This is a genomic window from Streptomyces canus, assembly GCF_001514145.1.
GTDB lineage: Bacteria > Actinomycetota > Actinomycetes > Streptomycetales > Streptomycetaceae > Streptomyces > Streptomyces canus.
In genome coordinates this window covers 65203-83997 of sequence record NZ_KQ948660.1, presented here as the reverse complement: position 1 = coordinate 83997, position 18795 = coordinate 65203, and the positions used below count along the sequence as shown (strand labels likewise).

Annotated in this window: 18 protein-coding genes; 11 read left to right on the top strand and 7 right to left on the bottom strand. The window is 72.5% G+C overall.

From position 1 onward, the window contains the following. Positions 1–117: 117 nt before the first annotated feature. The 3 genes from AQJ46_RS17145 to AQJ46_RS17135 all read left to right on the top strand — a co-directional run bounded on the left by AQJ46_RS17145 (position 118) and on the right by AQJ46_RS17135 (position 3175). Complete coding sequence (locus AQJ46_RS17145; protein WP_059206424.1) at positions 118–1650, top strand: aromatic amino acid ammonia-lyase; 1533 nt, start codon at positions 118–120, stop codon at positions 1648–1650. Further along, entirely contained in the window at positions 1647–2498 is an 852-nt protein-coding gene (locus AQJ46_RS17140) for a MurR/RpiR family transcriptional regulator (RefSeq protein ID WP_057611598.1), read from the top strand. Before AQJ46_RS17145 ends, AQJ46_RS17140 begins: the two co-directional genes overlap by 4 nt. 83 nt (positions 2499–2581) lie before the next feature. Beyond that, positions 2582–3175, top strand: coding sequence for a hypothetical protein (locus AQJ46_RS17135; protein WP_225887342.1), 594 nt, complete (start codon positions 2582–2584; stop codon positions 3173–3175). A gap of 16 nt (positions 3176–3191) precedes the next feature. Here AQJ46_RS17135 and AQJ46_RS17130 read toward each other — a convergent pair whose 3' ends face one another. The 5 genes from AQJ46_RS17130 to AQJ46_RS17110 all read right to left on the bottom strand — a co-directional run bounded on the left by AQJ46_RS17130 (position 3192) and on the right by AQJ46_RS17110 (position 7040). After that, entirely contained in the window at positions 3192–3566 is a 375-nt protein-coding gene (locus AQJ46_RS17130) for a roadblock/LC7 domain-containing protein (protein ID WP_059206422.1), read from the bottom strand. A 20-nt stretch (positions 3567–3586) separates the two neighbouring features. Further along, positions 3587–4111 (bottom strand): roadblock/LC7 domain-containing protein, encoded by a 525-nt coding sequence (locus AQJ46_RS17125; protein ID WP_059206421.1) that lies wholly within the window; start codon positions 4109–4111, stop codon positions 3587–3589. Positions 4112–4145: 34 nt separating this feature from the next. Then, the gene (locus tag AQJ46_RS17120; protein ID WP_059206420.1) at positions 4146–5087 is read right to left on the bottom strand and encodes a hypothetical protein; all 942 of its coding nucleotides are present in this window, start codon (positions 5085–5087) and stop codon (positions 4146–4148) included. Further along, entirely contained in the window at positions 5084–5500 is a 417-nt protein-coding gene (locus AQJ46_RS17115; protein WP_059206419.1) for a hypothetical protein, read from the bottom strand. The genes AQJ46_RS17120 and AQJ46_RS17115 overlap by 4 nt, the downstream gene beginning before the upstream one ends. A 169-nt stretch (positions 5501–5669) precedes the next feature. After that, positions 5670–7040: a type III PLP-dependent enzyme domain-containing protein gene (locus AQJ46_RS17110; RefSeq protein WP_059206418.1), complete on the bottom strand. Its 1371-nt coding sequence runs from the start codon at positions 7038–7040 to the stop codon at positions 5670–5672. Between the two features lie 168 nt (positions 7041–7208). Here AQJ46_RS17110 and hutU point away from each other — a divergent pair, with 168 nt between their 5' ends. The 4 genes from hutU to hutI are packed head-to-tail and all read left to right on the top strand — an operon-like array spanning position 7209 to position 12752. After that, positions 7209–8873 carry a urocanate hydratase gene (hutU, locus tag AQJ46_RS17105; protein ID WP_057611591.1) on the top strand — a complete coding sequence of 555 codons (1665 nt, stop codon included), beginning with the start codon at positions 7209–7211 and terminating at the stop codon, positions 8871–8873. A 56-nt stretch (positions 8874–8929) separates the two neighbouring features. After that, positions 8930–10132, top strand: coding sequence for an allantoate amidohydrolase (locus tag AQJ46_RS17100; protein WP_208616954.1), 1203 nt, complete (start codon positions 8930–8932; stop codon positions 10130–10132). Then, a complete protein-coding gene (locus tag AQJ46_RS17095) occupies positions 10129–11466 on the top strand; it encodes a formimidoylglutamate deiminase (protein WP_059206416.1) in 1338 nt (445 codons plus the stop codon). The genes AQJ46_RS17100 and AQJ46_RS17095 overlap by 4 nt, the downstream gene beginning before the upstream one ends. Continuing rightward, positions 11463–12752 (top strand): imidazolonepropionase, encoded by a 1290-nt coding sequence (gene hutI / locus AQJ46_RS17090; protein ID WP_059206415.1) that lies wholly within the window; start codon positions 11463–11465, stop codon positions 12750–12752. Before AQJ46_RS17095 ends, hutI begins: the two co-directional genes overlap by 4 nt. Positions 12753–12779: 27 nt before the next feature. On the opposite strand, the gene AQJ46_RS17085 is transcribed toward hutI, so the two are convergent. Further along, the gene (locus AQJ46_RS17085) at positions 12780–14291 is read right to left on the bottom strand and encodes an RICIN domain-containing protein (protein ID WP_059206414.1); all 1512 of its coding nucleotides are present in this window, start codon (positions 14289–14291) and stop codon (positions 12780–12782) included. 166 nt (positions 14292–14457) lie between these two features. Then, positions 14458–15360 carry an RNA polymerase sigma factor SigF gene (locus AQJ46_RS17080; RefSeq protein WP_107104841.1) on the bottom strand — a complete coding sequence of 301 codons (903 nt, stop codon included), beginning with the start codon at positions 15358–15360 and terminating at the stop codon, positions 14458–14460. 250 nt (positions 15361–15610) lie between these two features. On the opposite strand from AQJ46_RS17080, the gene AQJ46_RS17075 reads away from it, so the two are divergent. The 4 genes from AQJ46_RS17075 to AQJ46_RS17060 all read left to right on the top strand — a co-directional run bounded on the left by AQJ46_RS17075 (position 15611) and on the right by AQJ46_RS17060 (position 18795). Continuing rightward, a complete protein-coding gene (locus AQJ46_RS17075; RefSeq protein ID WP_059206413.1) occupies positions 15611–15991 on the top strand; it encodes an STAS domain-containing protein in 381 nt (126 codons plus the stop codon). 225 nt (positions 15992–16216) lie between these two features. Next, positions 16217–16711 carry an ATP-binding protein gene (locus tag AQJ46_RS17070; RefSeq protein WP_057611584.1) on the top strand — a complete coding sequence of 165 codons (495 nt, stop codon included), beginning with the start codon at positions 16217–16219 and terminating at the stop codon, positions 16709–16711. Between the two features lie 132 nt (positions 16712–16843). Continuing rightward, a complete protein-coding gene (locus AQJ46_RS17065) occupies positions 16844–17539 on the top strand; it encodes an LPXTG cell wall anchor domain-containing protein (protein ID WP_059206412.1) in 696 nt (231 codons plus the stop codon). A gap of 164 nt (positions 17540–17703) precedes the next feature. Then, a complete protein-coding gene (locus AQJ46_RS17060; RefSeq protein WP_059206411.1) occupies positions 17704–18795 on the top strand; it encodes a hypothetical protein in 1092 nt (363 codons plus the stop codon).

The window sequence follows — 18795 nt, the reverse complement described above, 5'->3', positions numbered from 1 at the left end:
AACGTCATGCAGAGTTCTCGGTAGCTGAATAGGTTGTCAACGGTTCGGTGTTAATCCGAGGTAACGGATGACCGCCAGGCAAGATCAAATGTCCGCTTTGAGGGGAGTTTGAGCTAGATGTCGTCTCGGATCGTGGACACTCCTGATCCCGTCAGGGTCGGGCACACGGGCTTGGTGATCCTCGACGGGATCGGTCTCGGCGTCGCGGACGTCGTCCGCCTCGCCGACGGGAGCGCGCGACCGGTGCCCGGGACCGAGGCGACGAAGCGCGTGACGGAGTCCTGGGACGCCGCCCGCCAGATCGCCGCGACCGGACGCGTCTACGGCCGCTCGACCGGTGTCGGCGCCAACCGGAACGAGGACGTGCCCACCGAGGCGGCCGCCGAGCACGGTCTGCGGCTGCTGCGCAGCCACGCCGGCGCGATCGGCGAGGAACTCCCGGCCCGGCAGGTCCGGGCGATGCTCGCGGTGCGGGCCAACCAACTGCTCGCGGGGGGCGCGGGGCTGCGGCCGACCGTCGTGACGGCCCTGTGCGAGGCGTTGGAGAGCGGGGCGTATCCGGTCGTCAACGAGTTCGGCTCGGTGGGCACGGGGGACATCGCGGCCCTGGCCCAGGCGGGGCTGGCGCTGGCGGGGGAGCATCCCTGGCGAGGGGCGGACGGTGCTGCCGGGCGTGCCCCCGAGCCCCAGCTCCTCGACAACAACGACGCCCTCGCCTTCATCAGCAGCAACGCCCTCACCCTCGGCCAGGCCGCCCTCGCGCTGCACGAGCTGCGCGGGCTCATCGAGGCCACGCAGGTCGTCGGGGCGCTGTCGCTGCTGGCCGTGGACGGGTCGCACGAGGCGTACGCCGCTCCCGTGCACGCCGCCCGGCCGCACCGCGGGTCCGTCGAAGTGGCGCGGCGGATGCGGGAGTTGATCGGGGCTGAGGACCGGCCCACCCCACCGCTCGGCCGGATCCAGGACCCGTACGGCTTCCGGTGTCTGCCCCAGATCCACGGGCCCGCCCAGGACGCCGCCGACACCCTGGAGGAGGTCCTGGCGATCGAGATCAACGCGGCCGCAGAGAACCCGCTCATCTCCCCCCAGGACATGGCCGCCTACCACCACGGCGGCTTCTATCAGGCCCAACTCGCCCTGGCTCTGGACCACTTCAGGCTGGCCCTCACCCAGGTCGCCCGCCTGTCCACGTCCCGGCTCTCCACGCTCAACGAGCCCGCCTTCACCCGCCTGAGGCCGTTCCTCGCCGACCAGGAGCCCGCCTCCTCCGGCGTGATGATCCTGGAGTACGCCGCCGGAGCCGCCCTCGGCGACCTGCGGGCCTTCTCCGCGCCCGCCTCGCTCGGCCACGCTGTACTCTCCCGAGGCGTCGAGGAACAGGCCAGCTTCGCCTCGCTCGCCGCCCGTCAGACACTGCGGGCGTGCGGCGCGTACCGTCTCGTCGTCGGCTGCGAACTCGTGGCCGCCGTACGGGCGCTGCGCCAGCGCGACCTCAGGCCCGACCCGGACCTCCCGGTGGGCCGCGCGCTGGAGCTTGCCGAAGCGGTCCTCGAAGAGGACCCGGCCGACCGGCCGCTCACGGGCGACGTGACGGCGGCGGCCGCACTGCTCGACCGGTTCACGGACATCTGGAGGGGGAGCGAGGCATGAGCGACACGGGCGGGGTGGACACTCCCGCGGGACGGCTGCAGGCACTGTTCGAGGGGCACCGGCTCACGCCGACCCAGCGGCGCATCGCGCACAGCATGGTGCGGCGGGCCGGGGACGTGCCGTTCCTGTCCAGCGTGGAACTGGCCGAACTGGCCGGGGTCAGCCAGCCCTCCGTCACCCGCTTCGCCGTCGCCCTCGGCTTCGACGGCTACCCCGCCCTGCGCAGGCACCTGCGCGAGGTCGCGCCCGCCGAACAGTCGGCGGCCTCGGCGTCGTACAACGAGTACCAGCAGGCCGTCGAGGCCGAGATCGAGAACCTGAGGCATCTGGCGGAGATCCTCGCCGACCCGCGGCCGGTGCAGAGGGCCGGCCGGCTGCTCGCCGCCTCCCGCCCCCTGCCGGTGCTCGGTCTGCGGGCCGCCGCCTCCCAGGCGTACGGCTTCGCGTACTTCGCCGCCAAGGTCCATCCGGACGTACGGCTGCTCAACGAGGGCGGCACGATGATCCACGACCGCATCGACGCCGCCGTCCGCGCGGGCGCCTCGACCCTGCTGTGCTTCGCGCTGCCCCGGCATCCCCGTGAGGTCGTCGACACCCTCGCCTACGCCAAGGAGGCGGGCCTGAGCGTCGTCACGGTCGCCGACTCCGCCTTCGCCCCGGTCGCTAAGGTCTCCGACCTGCTGCTGCCCGCCGCCGTCGGCACCGGCCTCGCCTTCGACACCGCCTGCGCGCCGATGCTCCTCGGCCGGGTGCTGCTGGAGGCGATGTGCGACGACCTGCCGGACGCGCAGGCCCGGCTGGAGGAGTTCGACGCGCGGGCGGCGGCGCGAGGACTCTTCGTGGAGTAGGGCGTTTTTTCAGACGCGTCTCACGTTCGCTCGCTACTCTCCCCGACCGGCAGGACTGTGCCAGGACGACGAGGAGGCGGGACGTGGCACGCGCAGATCGCAGGGCTCAGGGGTTGGCTCGGGTGGCCGTCGTCGTGCGCGCCGGGGCGGCGCCGCTGTGGTGGCTCGGGTTGTTCGCGGCGGGCGTCGGGCTGCTGATCCCGGGCCTCACCGGGCGCCGGATCGGGGTGATGGCGGGCGCGGCGCTGTTCATCGTCGCCGTGGCCGTGGTGTCGTACAGCCGTCGCAAGCGATACACGACGCTGGGGCGGGCGGCCGCTCGCGCGGGAAAGCACGACGTGCTCCAGGACCGTGCGGTCAGTGTGCGCAACTGGCGTCGCGGACACCGCTGGTGGCTGCTGCTGGCCTGGCTGGTCGCGCTGGCGAGTTCGTTCGCCGTGCCCGTCGCGGGCGGCATGCTGCTGGCCGGGTGCGGTACGGGCCTGAGGCTCAAGGCCGCCTGGCTCGGGCGGCTCGAGCGGGCCGAGGACGCGCTGCTGTGGGTGCGGGTCGACTGGCTCGCCGCGAACGGCGGCCACCCGGCCGGCAAGGCGGTCAAGGCGTACCGCAGCACGGGTATCGCGGCGGGCGACGCGGCCCCGGGAGGAGCGCGCCGCCGCACCGCGGCACTCGTCTAGTTCCGGTGCTCCCGGGTCACACCTCCAGGTCGCTCTCGATCTGCCTGAGCTGGTGGCGGGCCATCGCGAGGTTGGACCGCTTGGCGTCCAGGACCAGGTAGAGGAAGAGGCCGTTGCCACCGCGTCCGCTGATCAGGCGGATCAGGTGGTACTGGTCGGACAGGGTGATCAGGATGTCCTCGATCTGGGCCTTGAGGCCGAGGTGCTCCATCGTGCGCATCTTCGCGCGGACCACGTCGGTGTTGCCCGCGGCGGCCACGTTCAGGTCGAAGGTCTTGCTGCCGCCCATGGTGCCGAGCGCCATGCCGCTGGTGTAGTCGACGAGCGCGACGCCGGTCGCGCCCTCGATGGAGGCGAGAGCCTCTTTCAGCGCGGTTTCGGTGTTGGCCATGACTGTGTCTCCTCGGTTCTCTAACTTTCGGTGGTGGTGGTGCGGGCCGCCGTCGGTGCGGTGGCCGCGGCGCGCGGGTCCTCGGGCTTGGCCCGGGACGTGCGAGCCGCTCTGGCACGTGCCGGAGCGGGCTTTGCGGGCGCCTTCGTGATGGCTTCTGTGTGCTCGGCGACCGCGCTGTCGACGAGCTCCCCGATCCGGGCACCCGCCCGGCGGCCCTCGAGATGCAGGCGGCCGACGTTGACCCGGTCCTGCGCGAGCAGCGTGACGACGGCCCCGGCGCCCGCCGCGTACGTGGCGACGTAGCCGTAGACGCCCCGCACGAGCAGTTCGCGCAGGTCGCCCTGGCCGGTCTTGTCGGCCAGCTGGGCGGCGAGCGCCCGGGTGGACCCGGTGAGCGCGGCCACGGCCTCCGGATCGACACCCGGGGTGTCCTGGGCCAGGACGAGACCGTCGGCGTCCGCCGCGAGGGCGCCCGTGAGCTGCGGCACCCTGGCTCTGAGCCGGCGCAGCTCCTCCAGGATCCCGTCCTGAGCTGCTGCCATCAGGTCTCTCCTCTCGGCGCGGATCCGCTGCCGCTCAAAGGGCCTCCAGCGCATCCCTGAGCCTCTTCAGCAAGGTGATGTGGGGATCGACGGGCTCGACGAGGGGACCGTCGCCCGGCGGCCCGGGCAGAGGCTCGGTGAGGGACACCGGCGGGCGGGGCGCGACCACTCCGGCCGCCACCAGCCGCCGTACGTCCACCAGGGTGTGGAAGGCCGGACGGCCCAGCTCGCGCGCGATCTCCGACGCCGTGCGGATGCCGTCCACACGGGCCAGCACCGCCTGCCGCCGGGCCGGGAGCAGCGGGGGCGCGGGGCGGTGCTCCCGGGTCAGCGGCACCTCGTCCGGCAGGGCGTCCGGCCAGATGTGGTGCAGCAGGTCGCGGCGGCGCAGGGTCTCGCGCTCCAGGTCGGCGACCAGGACCGGGCGCGGGCCGCCCGGGGTGGCGTCGGGATCCCGGGGCTCGACGGCCGGCTCGTGCGGTCCGTCCTCGCTGCCGTAGCGGAAGCGGCCCGGGGTGCTGCTCGGGGCGAGGGCGAAGTACGCCGCGTCGTACAGCGCGGTGAGCCGGCACACCTCCAGGGCGCCCGCGGTGATCAGTCCGCCCGCGACCAGTCGGCGGCCCGCCCGGTGCACGGCCTCGGCGCCGGTGAGGCGGCGGGCGCCGGTGCCGGCGCTCCCCGTGCTTGCGACGCTCTCGGCCAGGGCCTGCCGCCAGACGTCGGCGTCCAGCGTGCCGTGGGCGGCGAGGAGGACGTCGGCGCCGGGGGCGGCCGGGCTCTCGGCGTGCACCACCTTGCCGTCGGCGAGGTGCAGGGTGCCGCGCTCGCGCACCAGGATGCCGGTGGCGCGCTCGGCGGCCAGCCGGGTCAGCATCGGCGAGACACCGCCCCAGCCGCGGTCCAGGGCGGCCGCCTTGTCGCGCACCGGCAGCCGGGGCGGCGGGGTGGCGGGCGTGGTGGTGCGGACCGTCGTCATCCGAGCTCCAGCCGTCCGGCCATCTCGCCGAGCCGGATCCGGGCCAGCGCGAGATTGCCCTCCGCGCGGGCCAGCCACAGATGCAGGAACACGCTGCTGTCGAAGGACGTCGGCACGAACCGCAGGACGTGGTAGCTGTCCCGGTTGCTCAGGATGAGATCTTCGACCGGCGGCTCCGGCTCGTCCCCGGGCGCCGCCGCCTCAGCGGCCCGGGAGCTCTCGGAGGCGAAGGCGCCCTGCTCGGCGGCGAGCCGGGCGAGTTCGGCGGCCTCCGCGGCGGCCGCCTCCTGGTCGCCGCCGGGGGCTTCCCCGACGGCGCCCAGGGCCAGCCCGCTCGTCCAGTCGACCAGCGCGGCCCCCCGCGCACCCGGCAGTCGCATGGCTTCCAGCAGGCACTCGTCGATTCCCTGCACCGTGGCTCCCCTCCCGCCTGGGGTTCGGCTGAGTGACGCCGAAACTACGCAACGTGTGCGCGACGGGTGAGGGATCTGGCATTTTCCGGTGGAACATGCTCGGGATGGCTAGAGTGGGTCAACTTGCCTTGTTTGCGGGCCAATTGATCAGTGGGTTCACTGCCGCCTGTCAATGGCTCCCGGGTGCGTGGAGGGTGGTGAGCGCACCGGCGTGCGCCCCTCCGGATTCGGTCACGATCGAGGCGAGCGTCTGCGGATCGCGCACGGTCGCGAAGCGCACGCCTCCCGCCCGGTCGGGGACGAAGCCGTAAATGCCCGGCCGGGCCAGCGAGTTGTACGCGTAGTGGTGCGCGAAGTAGTACGCGCCCGTGTCCAGCGCCGCCGCGTAGTCCCCCTGGTCGAGCAGCGGCAGTGCGCGCCCCTCGGCCAGCAGGTCGCCCGCGAAACAGGCGGGACCGGCGACGTCCTGCACCACCTCGGGCCCGCTCTTGGGCCGTCCCTTGCCGTCGTACGCGGTGATCCTGAGCGGCCACGACCCCGGTACGTACACCGTCCGCGTCGCCACCTGCACGCCCGCGTGCGTCACCGCGACCGCCCGCCCGCCGGCGCTCTTGGCGTACTCCACGCGCGCCACGATCGTGCCGTGCTTGGCCAGCAGCGACCGCCCGAACTCGGTGACCAGCCCGTACCGCCCGTCGAACAGCCCCGGCACCGCCTCCCTGAGCGCCCGCGCGTACTGCGCGTACGTCGGTGCCGTCGCGTCCGAGGCGAAGTTCACCGGCAGCCCGCCGCCGATGTCGATGGTGTCGATCTGCGGCCGCCCGACGCTCCGGTTGATCTCCTCGGCGAGCGCGTACGTCTCCGCGACCCCCTGGGCCATCAGGGAGAGCGGGATGCCCTGCGAGCCGGTGTGCGCGTGCAGCCGGCTCAGCCAGGGCCGGTCGAGGTAGGCGCGCACAACCCACTCGCGCGCCCCCTCGTCCCGCAGCGCCACCCCGAACTTCGAGGTCGCCGTGGCCGTGGAGGTCGCCCCGATGGAGCCGCCGCCCACCTGCGGATTGACCCGGATTCCGAGGGGGGAGCGGCTGACCGCCGACCGCACGAGGCCGTCGATGCGGGCCAGCTCCTGCGGGTTGTCCGCGTTGACGGCGATCCCCAGGGCCAGCGCCTCCCTGAGCTCGGCCGGCGTCTTGGCGGGCGAGTCCAGGACGGTCTGGGCCGGCGACAACCCCGCCGCCCGCGCCAGCGCGAGTTCGCCCGGGCTCGCCACCTCCGCGCCGATGCCCTCCTCGCGCAGCAGCCGCAGCACCGGCACCAGCGGGGTCGCCTTCACCGCGAACGCGTGCAGCACCGGGGTGCCCGGCGCGGTGACCTCGGCGAAGGCCGCGCGGAGCTCCGCCGCCGACTCCCGGATCCCGGTGACGTCGAGAAGTCCCACGATGGGGGAGTCCGGCCCCAGCAGGCCCTGCTCCACGGCCGCGCGCACCGCCTCGTCCCGGCGGGCGGCCCGCCCTTCACCGGTGTTGCCGTACTCGTCCACCACGACTCCTACTCGTCGTCCCTGCCGTCGCGCCGCGTTCGGATGTCCGAACGAAACATCCCTGCCCTACCGATGCTGACGCCAGAACGTATTGACTAGTTCTATTCAGAAAGCCAGGATGTGAATATCGACAGCAACAAGCCGGAGCAGAGCCCCAGGAGGCAGACCATGTCAGGACCCCGCCCCGTACGAGCGCCGCGCGGTACGGAACTGAGCGCCCTGGGATGGCAGCAGGAAGCCGCCCTGCGGATGCTCCAGAACAACCTCGACCCCGAGGTCGCCGAGCACCCCGACAAGCTCGTCGTCTACGGCGGCACCGGCAAGGCCGCCCGTGACTGGCGCTCCTTCGACGCCATGGTCCGCACGCTGCGCACCCTCAAGCAGGACGAGACCATGCTGGTCCAGTCCGGCCGCCCCGTCGGCGTCATGCAGACCCACGAGTGGGCCCCACGCGTCCTGATCGCCAACTCCAACCTGGTGGGTGACTGGGCGAACTGGGAGGAGTTCCGGCGCCTGGAGGCCCTCGGTCTGACCATGTACGGCCAGATGACCGCCGGCTCCTGGATCTACATCGGCACCCAGGGCATCCTCCAGGGCACCTACGAGACCTTCGCCGCCGTCGCCGCCAAGAAGTTCGGCGGCACCCTCGCCGGCACGATCACCCTCACCGCCGGCCTCGGCGGCATGGGCGGCGCCCAGCCGCTCGCCGTCACCATGAACGACGGCGTCGCGATCTGTATCGACGTCGACCCGCGCGCCATCGAGCGCCGTATCGAGCACCGGTACCTCGACGTCCGGGCCGACAGCCTGGAGCACGCCCTCCGACTCGCGGTCGAGGCCCGGGACGCCCGCCGCCCGCTCTCCATCGGTCTGCTCGGCAACGCGGCCGAGCTGCTGCCGCGCATGCTCGCCGAGGGCGCGCCCATCGACATCGTCACCGACCAGACCTCCGCCCACGACCCGCTGGCGTATCTGCCGGTGGGTGTCGCCTTCGAGGACATGGCCGACGCCGCCGCCAAGGACCCGGCCGGGTTCACCGTACGCGCCCGTGAGTCGATGGCCCGGCACGTCGAGGCCATGGTCGGCTTCATGGACGCCGGCGCCGAGGTCTTCGACTACGGCAACTCGATCCGGGGCGAGGCCCAACTCGCCGGGTACGAGCGGGCGTTCGCCTTCCCCGGGTTCGTCCCCGCCTACATCCGGCCGCTGTTCTGCGAGGGCAAGGGACCCTTCCGCTGGGCCGCGCTGTCCGGTGAGGCGTCCGACATCGCCAAGACCGACAAGGCGATCCTGGAACTGTTCCCCGAGAACGAGTCCCTCGCCCGCTGGATCAAGATGGCGGGCGAGCGGGTCCACTTCCAGGGCCTTCCCGCGCGTATCTGCTGGCTCGGTTACGGCGAGCGGGACAAGGCCGGGGACCGGTTCAACGACATGGTGGCGAGCGGAGAGCTGGCCGCGCCGCTGGCGATCGGACGCGATCACCTGGACGCCGGGTCCGTCGCCTCCCCGTACCGCGAGACCGAGGCCATGCTCGACGGGTCCGACGCGATCGCCGACTGGCCGCTGCTGAACGCGATGGTCAACGTGGCGTCGGGCGCGTCCTGGGTCTCCCTCCACCACGGCGGTGGCGTGGGGATGGGTCGGTCCATCCACGCCGGGCAGGTCACGGTGGCCGACGGCACGAAGCTGGGCGGGGAGAAGGTCCGGCGGGTGCTGACGAACGACCCGGGCATGGGTGTCATCCGGCACGTGGACGCGGGGTACGACATCGCCGAGTCCGTCGCCGACGAACGGGGTGTGCGGGTGCCGATGCGTGAAGGTGATTCGGCGTGACGGAGCGCGGCACCTCCGGAACGGTCCAGCGCCACGGCACCGCCTCCTTCCAGGAGATGTGGCGCGAGCTGCTCCCCATCGGCCGGCACCCCGACTCCCACGGCTACCGGCGCTTCGCCTGGACCGGGGCCGACACCGAGTGCCGGGCCTGGTTCAAGGAGCAGGCCGAAGCCCGCGGACTGACCTACGAGGTCGACCGGAACGGAAACCAGTGGGCCTGGCTGGGGGACCCCGCCCAGGGGGACGCCGTCGTCACCGGATCGCACCTCGACTCCGTGCCCGACGGGGGCGCCTTCGACGGGCCCCTCGGAGTCGTGTCCTCCTTCGCCGCGCTCGATGAACTGCGGGCGCGGCGGGCCGAGTTCACCAAGCCGCTCGCCATCGTCAACTTCGGGGACGAGGAGGGCGCCCGGTTCGGGCTCGCCTGTGTCGGGTCCCGGCTCACCGCCGGGCAGCTCACCGTCGAGCAGGCGCACCGGCTGACCGACGGGGAGGGGGTCACGCTCCCGCGGGCCATGGAAGCCGCCGGACACGACCCCGACGGCATCGGGGCCGACCCGCAGCGGCTCGCCCGTATCGGCGCCTTCGTCGAGCTGCATGTCGAGCAGGGGCGGTCGCTGGACCTCTCCGGCGACCGGGTCGGCATCGCCAGCGCCATCTGGCCGCACGGCCGCTGGCGGTTCGACTTCCGGGGCGAGGCCAACCACGCCGGCACCACCCGCCTCGTGGACCGGCGCGACCCCATGCTGTCGTACGCCGAGACCGTGCTCGCCGCCCGCCGGGAGGCCGAACTCGCCGGTGCCGTCGCCACCTTCGGCAAGATCGCCGTCGAGCCGAACGGCGTCAACGCCATCCCCTCCCTGGTGCGCGGCTGGCTCGACTCCCGCGCCGCCGACCAGGAGAGCCTCGACCAGGTGGTCGGCGGGATCGAGAAGGCCGCCAGGGAGTACGCGCAGGCGCACGGCATCGCCCTCGACGTCGTCCGGGAGTCCTTCACCCCCGTCGTCGAGTTCGACCACGCCCTGCGCGACGAACTCGCCCGCATCCTGGGCACCGACACCGGTCTCAAGGTGCCCGTCCTGGGTACCGGCGCCGGACACGACGCCGGGATCCTCTCCGGGAGCATCCCGACCGCCATGCTGTTCGTGCGCAATCCCACGGGTGTCTCGCACTCCCCGGCGGAATCCGCCGCCGAGGACGACTGCGTGGCCGGGGTCCTCGCGCTCGCCGACGTACTGGAAGGGCTGGCCTGCAGGTGACACCGAAGACCTACTGGCTGGAGCACGCCTGGCTCGACACCCACGTCGAGCCCGGCGTGGCCGTGGACGTGGAGGGCGGCCGCGTCGCCGCCGTCCGTACGGACACCGACACCCCGCCCCCCGGCGCCGAGATCCTGCGCGGACTGACGCTCCCGGGCCTGGCGAACGCCCACTCGCACGCCTTCCACCGGGCCCTGCGCGGCACCGTCCAGGTCGGCTCCGGAACCTTCTGGACCTGGCGCGAGGTCATGTACTCGGTCGCCGACAGGCTGACCCCGCAGACGTACCACGCACTCGCCCGTGCCGTGTACGCGGAGATGGCGCTGGCCGGCGTGACGGCGGTCGGCGAGTTCCACTACCTGCACCACGCCCCGGGCGGCACCCCTTACGCCGACCCCAACGCCATGGGCGAGGCCCTGATCGAGGCCGCCGCCGAGGCCGGTATCCGCATCACCCTCCTCGACACCGCCTATCTCTCCTCCGGCTTCGGGCAGCCGCCCACCACCCACCAGCTCCGCTTCTCCGACGGCAGCGCGGACGCCTGGGCCGAACGCTGTTCAGTTCTCAAGGACCGGGATCACGCGAGGATCGGTGCGGCGATCCACTCGGTACGGGCCGTGCCCGCCGGCCAGTTGGCGACCGTCGCCCGCTGGGCCGAGGAACGGCGGGCGCCGCTCCATGTGCACCTGTCCGAGCAGACCGCCGAGAACGACGCGTGCCGCGAGGCCCACGGGTGCACGCCCACCGAACTGCTCGCCGAGCACGGTGTCCTCGGGCCGCGCACCACCGGCGTCCACAACACCCACCTCACCGACCAGGACATCGCCCTGATCGGCGACAGCGGCACCGGCACCTGCATGTGCCCGACGACGGAACGGGACCTGGCCGACGGCATCGGACCGGCGGTCGCCCTGCAGCGCAAGGGCTCACCGCTCTCCCTCGGCTCCGACAGCCACGCCGTCATCGACCTGCTCGAAGAGGCCCGCGCGATGGAGCTCAACGAGCGCCTGCGCACCCGCACGCGAGGTCACTGGACGGCGGCGGCCCTCCTGCGGGCGGCCTCGGCCGACGGCCACGCGGCCCTCGGCTGGGACGGCGCCGGCACCCTGGAGCCCGGCGCGCTCGCCGACTTCACCACCATCGCCCTCGACTCGGTCAGGACGGCAGGGCCGCTTCCGCGGCTCGGGGCCGAGACGGCCGTATTCGCCGCGTCGGCAGCAGACGTGTCGCACACGGTCGTGGGAGGCCGGCACGTCGTACGGGACGGGGTGCACGCGCTCGTGCCGGATGTGCCGGGAGCCCTCGCGGACGCCGTCGCAGCGCTGCACGGATGACCCCGGGCCGCCCGCCCCCACGGCCGGCCCCCGAACCCGCCCCCACCGCCGACCAGGCCACCGAGGACGCCATGAGCAACGCGACGACCGTCAGTCCCGCCCACTCCGCGAGCACCGCAAGCACGCTCATCACCAACATCGCCGCCCTGGTCACCAACGACCCCTCCCTAGGTGACGGATCTCCCCTCGGACTGATCCAGGACGCGGCCGTCGTCATCGAGGGCGACCACGTCGTGTGGACCGGTGATCAAAGCAAAGCACCCGCCACTGACAATCGGGTCGACGCGGGCGGCCGGGCGGTCCTCCCCGGCTTCGTCGACTCCCACAGCCACCTCGTCTTCGCGGGCGACCGCACGCAGGAGTTCAACGCCCGCATGTCGGGGCGGGCCTACAGCGCGGGCGGCATCCGTACCACGGTCGCCGCGACCCGCGCGGCCACGGACGCCGAACTGGAGGCGGGCCTCACCCGCTACCTGGCCGAGGCCCTGCGCCAGGGCACGACGACCTTCGAGACCAAGTCCGGCTACGGCCTGACGGTCGAGGACGAGGCGAGGGCCCTGCGCATCGCCGCCGCCCACACCGACGAGGTCACCTATCTCGGTGCCCACATCGTGTCGCCGGACTACGCGGACGACCCGGCGGGCTACGTCTCCCTCGTCACCGGCGAGATGCTCGACGCCTGCGCCCCGTACGCCCGGTGGATCGACGTCTTCTGCGAGAAGGGCGCCTTCGACGGCGACCAGGCCCGCGCGATCCTCACGGCGGGCAGGGCGAAGGGCCTGCACCCCCGCGTCCACGCCAACCAGCTCTCCTACGGCCCCGGCGTTCAGCTGGCCGTCGAGCTGGACGCGGCCAGCGCCGACCACTGCACCCACCTCACCGCCGAGGACGTGGACGCCCTGGCGAACAGCCGTACGGTCGCCACGCTGCTCCCCGGCGCGGAGTTCTCCACGCGCGCCGAGTGGCCGAACGCCCGCCGCCTCCTGGACGCGGGCGTCACCGTCGCCCTGTCCACGGACTGCAATCCGGGCTCCTCCTTCACCTCCTCGGTGCCCTTCTGCATCGCCCTCGCGGTACGCGACATGGGGATGACTCCGGACGAGGCCGTCTGGTCGGCCACGGCGGGCGGTGCGGCCGCTCTGCGCCGCGAGGACATCGGCCGTCTCACTCCGGGCGCCTACGCCGACCTGATCCTCCTGGACGCCCCGAGCCACGTACACCTGGCCTACCGGCCGGGCGTGCCGCTGGTCAGCGGGGTGTGGCGGCGCGGCGCTCGCGTGGCCTGAGCCGGCCGCACGAGCCGGCCGCGACGATCACGTCGCCCCCGCCCGCCACCGCTGCTCCGCACCTCCGGTCAGCGGCTCCAGTGAGACACCGTCACCGCCCCCGGGTGTCATCCCCGTCGCGATGGCGATCGCCGGGCGGATCACCCCGTCGGGGTCGACCGTGAAGCGGAGGTTGTCGCTGTTGTCGCCCTCGACCGAGTCGCAGGACCAGATGCCGAGGCCCTTGTCGACGTCGCCGCGGCTGTCCAGGCAGAAGTCGGGGTCGGCAGCGGACTGGAGGACTCCCCGGTCGGAGTCGACGCGCCAGCGTTGGGAGCGGGCCGAGGAGCAGGGGGCGGTGACGACGTCGGTGCCGTTGCCGAAGTCGCCGGCGACGTCCAGGCAGCGGGCCGTGGAGACGTTGACCACCTGGGCGTAGGAGCCGCCCGGCGGGCGGAACGGGGGCGGGCTCGTCCTCCGGGGCGGTGCCGAACTCCTGGTCGCGGAAGGGGAAGCGGAGGGGGACGGTGGCCTGCTGGTCGAGGAGGGCGAGGGCGAGACCGTCGTCGTCACGGTCACCTGCGGTGGGCCGGGCAGCACCCCGCCCGCGGAGGCCGAGGCCGAAACCGAGGCCGAAGCGCCCGTCGGGGAGTCACCTCCCTGCGACACCAGGAACAGCAGCAGAGGCGCCAGAGCCACCCCCAGCGCCGCCGAGGCCAGGACGAGCCGACGCGGACGGGGCCAGGTGCCGGACCCTGTACGGGACCCCGCCCGCGGTCGCGCCTCCGGCTCGGCCGTGCTCCGCCCCACGTACGCCGTCCCGCCCCACGGCAGCAGCCCCTCCGCCAGTGCCGGTCGCGGAGTGTCCCGTAGCGCGCACAGTTCCTCGTGTGCCGCCGCGCAGTGCGGGCAGTGGACCATGTGGGCGTGCAGGTCGGTGCTGGCGCGGGGACTGTCCGGACGTACGGACTCCTCGATGAGGCGGCGGAAGTCCGCGCAGCGGGAGTCGTCCGAGGCGGCGAGGCGCAGCCTCAGACGCGTCCGGGCCAGGGACTGCAGGGCCCCCTCCATGCCGTAGACCACGTCCTCGCGGGTCAGGCCCAGGTGGTCGGCGGTGCGGGCTTCCGGCTCGGCCTCCACCAGGCCGTACCAGACGAGGCCCTGGGTGCGGGCCGGCAGGGACTCGAAGGCGGTGAGCATGGGCGGCACCGGGCCACCGGGCCCCGCCGTGTTCAGGAGCAGCAGGACGCTCGGGTCCAGGCCCGCCGCCCGCTCGTCCCCGGCCCACGCCGCCGCCGACCGGGCCGTCAGCAGCAGGAGCCGGTGGCGCCACGGGACGCCGGGGTCGACCCCGCGGCCCGTCTCCCGGGCCGCGAGGGTGAAGGCCTGCGCGGCCAGCTGCCGTGCGGCGCTCTCACCGGCCGTGCAGAGGCGGGCGTAGGCCAGGACCGAGGGCTGGTGGCGGGCGCGGAGCTCCAGCAGGGCCGCGTACGCCGTGACCGTGTCGGCGCGCAGCAGCTCCGTGAGCCGGGCGTCGGACGCCCCGTCGGGGCGAGTCATGCGCACCCTCCTCCTGACGTACCGGCCAGTCTGTGAGGGACCATAGTGGGGGAAGTGAACCGTTGGGGAAAGGGTTTCTCCGAGTAACCACGAGCCACCCCGAACGCACGGTGCCCGGTGTCCGACCGGACACCGGGCACACGCGCAGGTCAGTAGTGCCGACGCGTCACTCCTCGACGGTCAGCCCCTTGCGCAGCCGTACCAGAGTCCGCGACAGCAGCCGCGAGACATGCATCTGCGAGATCCCGAGTTCGTCGCCGATCTCCGACTGGGTCATGCCCGCGACGAAGCGCAGCGAGAGGATCGTGCGGTCCCGGGAGGGGAGTTCGGCGATCAGCGGCTTCAGGGACTCGACGTACTCGATGCCCTCCAGGCCGTGGTCCTCGTAACCGATCCGGTCCGCCAGCGCACCCTCGGAGTCGTCCTCCTCGGGCTGGGCGTCCAGCGAGGAGGCGGTGTACGCGTTCGAGGCGGCCATGCCCTCGACGACCTCGTCCTTCGACAGCCCCAGACGCTCGGCGAGCTCGCCCACCGTCGGGGCGCGGTCGAGCTTCTGAGCCAGCTCGTCGCCGGCCTTGGCCAGGTCGAGCCGGAGCTCCTGGAGGCGGCGCGGCACCCGCACCGACCAGGACGTGTCCCGGAAGAAGCGCTTGATCTCGCCCACGATGGTTGGCATCGCGAAGGTGGGGAACTCCACACCGCGGCTGAGTTCGAAGCGATCGATCGCCTTGATCAGGCCGATGGTGCCGACCTGGATGATGTCCTCCATCGGCTCACTGCGGGAGCGGAAGCGGGAGGCGGCGAACTTGACCAGGGCGAGGTTCAGCTCGACGAGCGTGTTGCGGACGTACGAATACTCGTGTGTGCCCTCCTCCAGCGACTCCAGCCTCGCGAAGAGGGTCTTGGAGAGGGCTCGCGCGTCCACGGCCCCCACCTCTTCGAAGGGTGGGATGTCCGGGAGCCCGGCGAGCACATCGTCGTCGCCGTCCTGCTCGATGGGATTCAGATGTTCCGGGGGGGATGTCGACGTCGCCTGATGGGTATGCGAGGCGTCGAGCCGGGGTGACATGATGTCCTCCATCGTTCTCGGCATAAGGCTGCCGAAGCCAGTCCGTGCACTGCGGTGTGCGGCGCCTCCAAAGCCGGCCGTGTCGAGTACGTGTCTCTACTAGCCCTACCCGGTTTCCCGACACGACCGCAAGTGTGTTCTGTGCGGTTATGTCTGTTTGTGGGTGATTGTTCGGGTGTCGGAGGGTGTGGAGAAGGCGTAATGTTCGAGGGCGTCATCAGCAGCCACGATGTCGGGAGAGAGAGACGGCATGGACCGCGGGACGGTCGGCAGCGCACAGTCTGGCCGGCTTCTGGTTGAGGTGCGGCAAGAGGGCTCCAGTGCCGTCGTGACTCCAGCAGGTGAGTTGGATCACCACACGGCCGATTTGTTGCGTGAGCCACTCGAGGACTGCCTCGCCAAGGGGAAGAACCGGCTTGTCGTCGACTGCACACGGCTGGAGTTCTGCGACTCCACCGGACTGAATGTGCTGCTCGGGGCGCGGCTGAAAGCTGAGGCGGCGGGAGGTGGCGTGCACCTTGCGGGCATGCTGCCGGTCGTGGCACGGGTCTTCGAGATCACGGGGGCCGATGCGGTCTTCACCGTGCACGACACCCTGGACGAGGCCCTGGCCGAAGAGTCCGGCGGCTGAGGGGGCGAGACGAGTGGTGGTCCCGGTGTCCTTGCTCGCGCCCCGCTCGTCTCCTCCGGCCGGTCCCCATCGGGTGTCACACCCCTTGTACCGGACATACGTCCCCAGTGGAGGGGTGTTCTACCGGTCCGCTCGGGCAGGAGACATCCGTACTGACTGTTCGGTGAGCGACCATGCAGTGACGTTTTGAATCGTGAACCGGTGAATCGGTGAGGTGAAGCGCTGATGAGCACCACCCGGCCCTACTCGCCGGGCGACCGTGACCCGGAGCCCAGCGTGGAGCCTGGCGGCGAAGCCGAGGTGCCGACGGGACGGCAGGTCCGTCGGCTGAGCTTCGAGGGGGAGAGCGGGGTCGTCCCGCTCGCACGCGACTTCACCCGGCAGGCGTTGTACGCATGGGGGTGGCTGCCGGCGGCGTCCGCCGACCGGCGGGCCGTGGCGGAGGACGTGCTGCTCGTCGTCTCCGAGCTGGTGACGAACGCCTGTCTGCATGCGGAGGGCCCGGACCAGTTGTGGATCTCCTGTGACAACAAGGTGATCCGCCTCGAGGTCTCGGACAAGGGCGCCGGGCAGCCGGCGCCGCGGACTCCCCACCGGGCCGGACGGCCGGGCGGGCACGGGATGTTCATCGTGCAGCGGCTCTGCCTTGACTGGGGAGTCGTACGGGCCCCCGGAATGGCCGGCAAGACCGTGTGGGCGGAGCTCGGGGCACCCGCCTAGCACCGGCCCGGCGCTCTCCCGGCGGTGTCCCCACAGTTCCGACACTTACTTTCTCTTCCTTCCTCCGTTGCCCCGGCGTACCTTGACGGCCGATCTGATGTGCCGTCAGGAACGAGTAAGGGGAGCGGAACCGTGTCGTACCCGAAACGAACCGCCGCGCTCGCGTCCGTCGCGGCTCTGGCCGGCTCGGCGGTGCTGATGGCCGCCCCCGCTGCCCGTGCCGAGGTCGTGAACGTCAACTACCAGTGCAAGACGCCGATCGGTGACAAGAGCGCCGTCTCGCCCATCGACATCAAGGGCGTCAAGAGCGGCAGCGGCTACAAGCTCACCATGTCCTGGCAGAAGGGCGTCTCGTCCAGCCCGGTCGATCTCGGCAAGGGCGCGATGAACCCGAGCGCCACCATCAAGCTGGGCGGCGCCGACAGCGGGACCCTGAGCGTGACGGGCCCGGCCAACCAGGCGACCGTCCCCGCCAACACCCCCATCAAGATCAGTGACCTGACCGGGACGTACACCCCGAAGAAGTCCGGCAAGGTCACCTTCACGGCGGGCGTGCTCACCATCAAGGCGCTCGGAACGACGACCACCTGCACGCCGACCAACAGCCCCGGCGCCTCGCTGACCCTGGACGTCACCGCCGCCTCGGGCTCCTCCGGCGGCACCCAGAGCGACAGCAACACGTCCGACAACGGCTCCGCCCTCCCGCAGACCGGTCCCGAGGACTCGGCGATCGCCCTCGGCACGCTCGGCGGCACGGTACTGCTCGCGGGTGCGGCCGGCGCGCTGTGGCTGACCCGGCGCAACCAGGCGGCCCGCGCACGCCGCTGAGCGGCCCGGACCGCTTTCGTACGACAGCTGGAGCCGCCCATGCCGTCCACCGCCCGTGCCCTGCCCGCACCGATCCCGCCGGCTCGCGCCGCCGACGGGTGGCCCGGCGCGCCAAACGGGCCCGAATCCCCGTGTACGGAGGCCGAGTTGACGGGAGTGACGACGTGAGCCCGAGCGGCAGGGTGCGGTGGGCGGCGCTGGTGGCAGTGCTCACGCTGCTGCTCGCGCCCCTGGCGGGGACGGCGGCCGCGGCGGAGAAGCCGAGTGTGAAGCTGTCCAAGTCCCAGGCGGGGACCGGGAGTTCGATCACCGTGAGCGGCGACGGATGGCGTCAGCGGGCGCTGCTGATGATCCTGATCTGCGGACAGGCGGTCCCGTCGCGCGGGGTGCCCGGAGGCACCAACTCCTGTGCCAACGCGGACGGCCGGGCCGTCACCACGGACTCGAAGGGGCGCTTCAGCAGGAAGCTGCCCGTCGCGGAGCCGCCGGTGCCCTGCCCCTGTGTGGTGCACGTGGCCACGGTGACCGGGGCGAAGGCCGAGGCCGACGCGATCTTCCAGGTGGCCGGACACGCCATGGAGCCGCTGCCCGCCGAGACGGACGGCGGGCGGCTGTCCGTCCTCACCGACACCCGGCTCGACGGTTCGGGCGGACTGCTGACCTGGTTCGGGGCGCCCCCCGCCCGCACCCTCGTGTTCACCGTCGGCAACGTCGGCACCTCCGCCGTCAAGAACCCGGTCTTCCAGGTCGGCACCGCACACGGCGTGTTCGCCCCGCAGTGGGAGGAACAGCAGTGGCGCGGCACGATCCAGCCGGGCAAAAAGGCGCGGCTCGAACTGCCCGTCGAGCTGACGGGCGGCGCGCACGGCGAGTACACGGTGTCGCTGAAGTACGGCGGCAAGGTGCTGGCCGAGCAGCCCTGGGACGTGGGCCGGCCCTGGGGCGTGACCCTGTTCTGGGTCCTGGTCTGCCTGGTGGTGCCCGCCGCGCTGTTCCGCATCGGCATGGCGGTGGTGGACCGGGTACGGCCCCGGCCCGCCGGAGGCATCCGGCACCGCGGACTGCGGCTGCCCGAACTCGCCCTGCGCCTGCCGGGCCTCAAGCCCTCCACGGCCGCGCACGCGGCCACCCCGACGTCCACCCTGCCGTGGTTCACCCCGGACGCGGATCCGGGCGCGGCCGGTGGCCGGCTCTCCGCACCGCACGACGACAGCCCGACGAGTCCGACGACTCCCACCAGAGAGGGATCCCCGTGA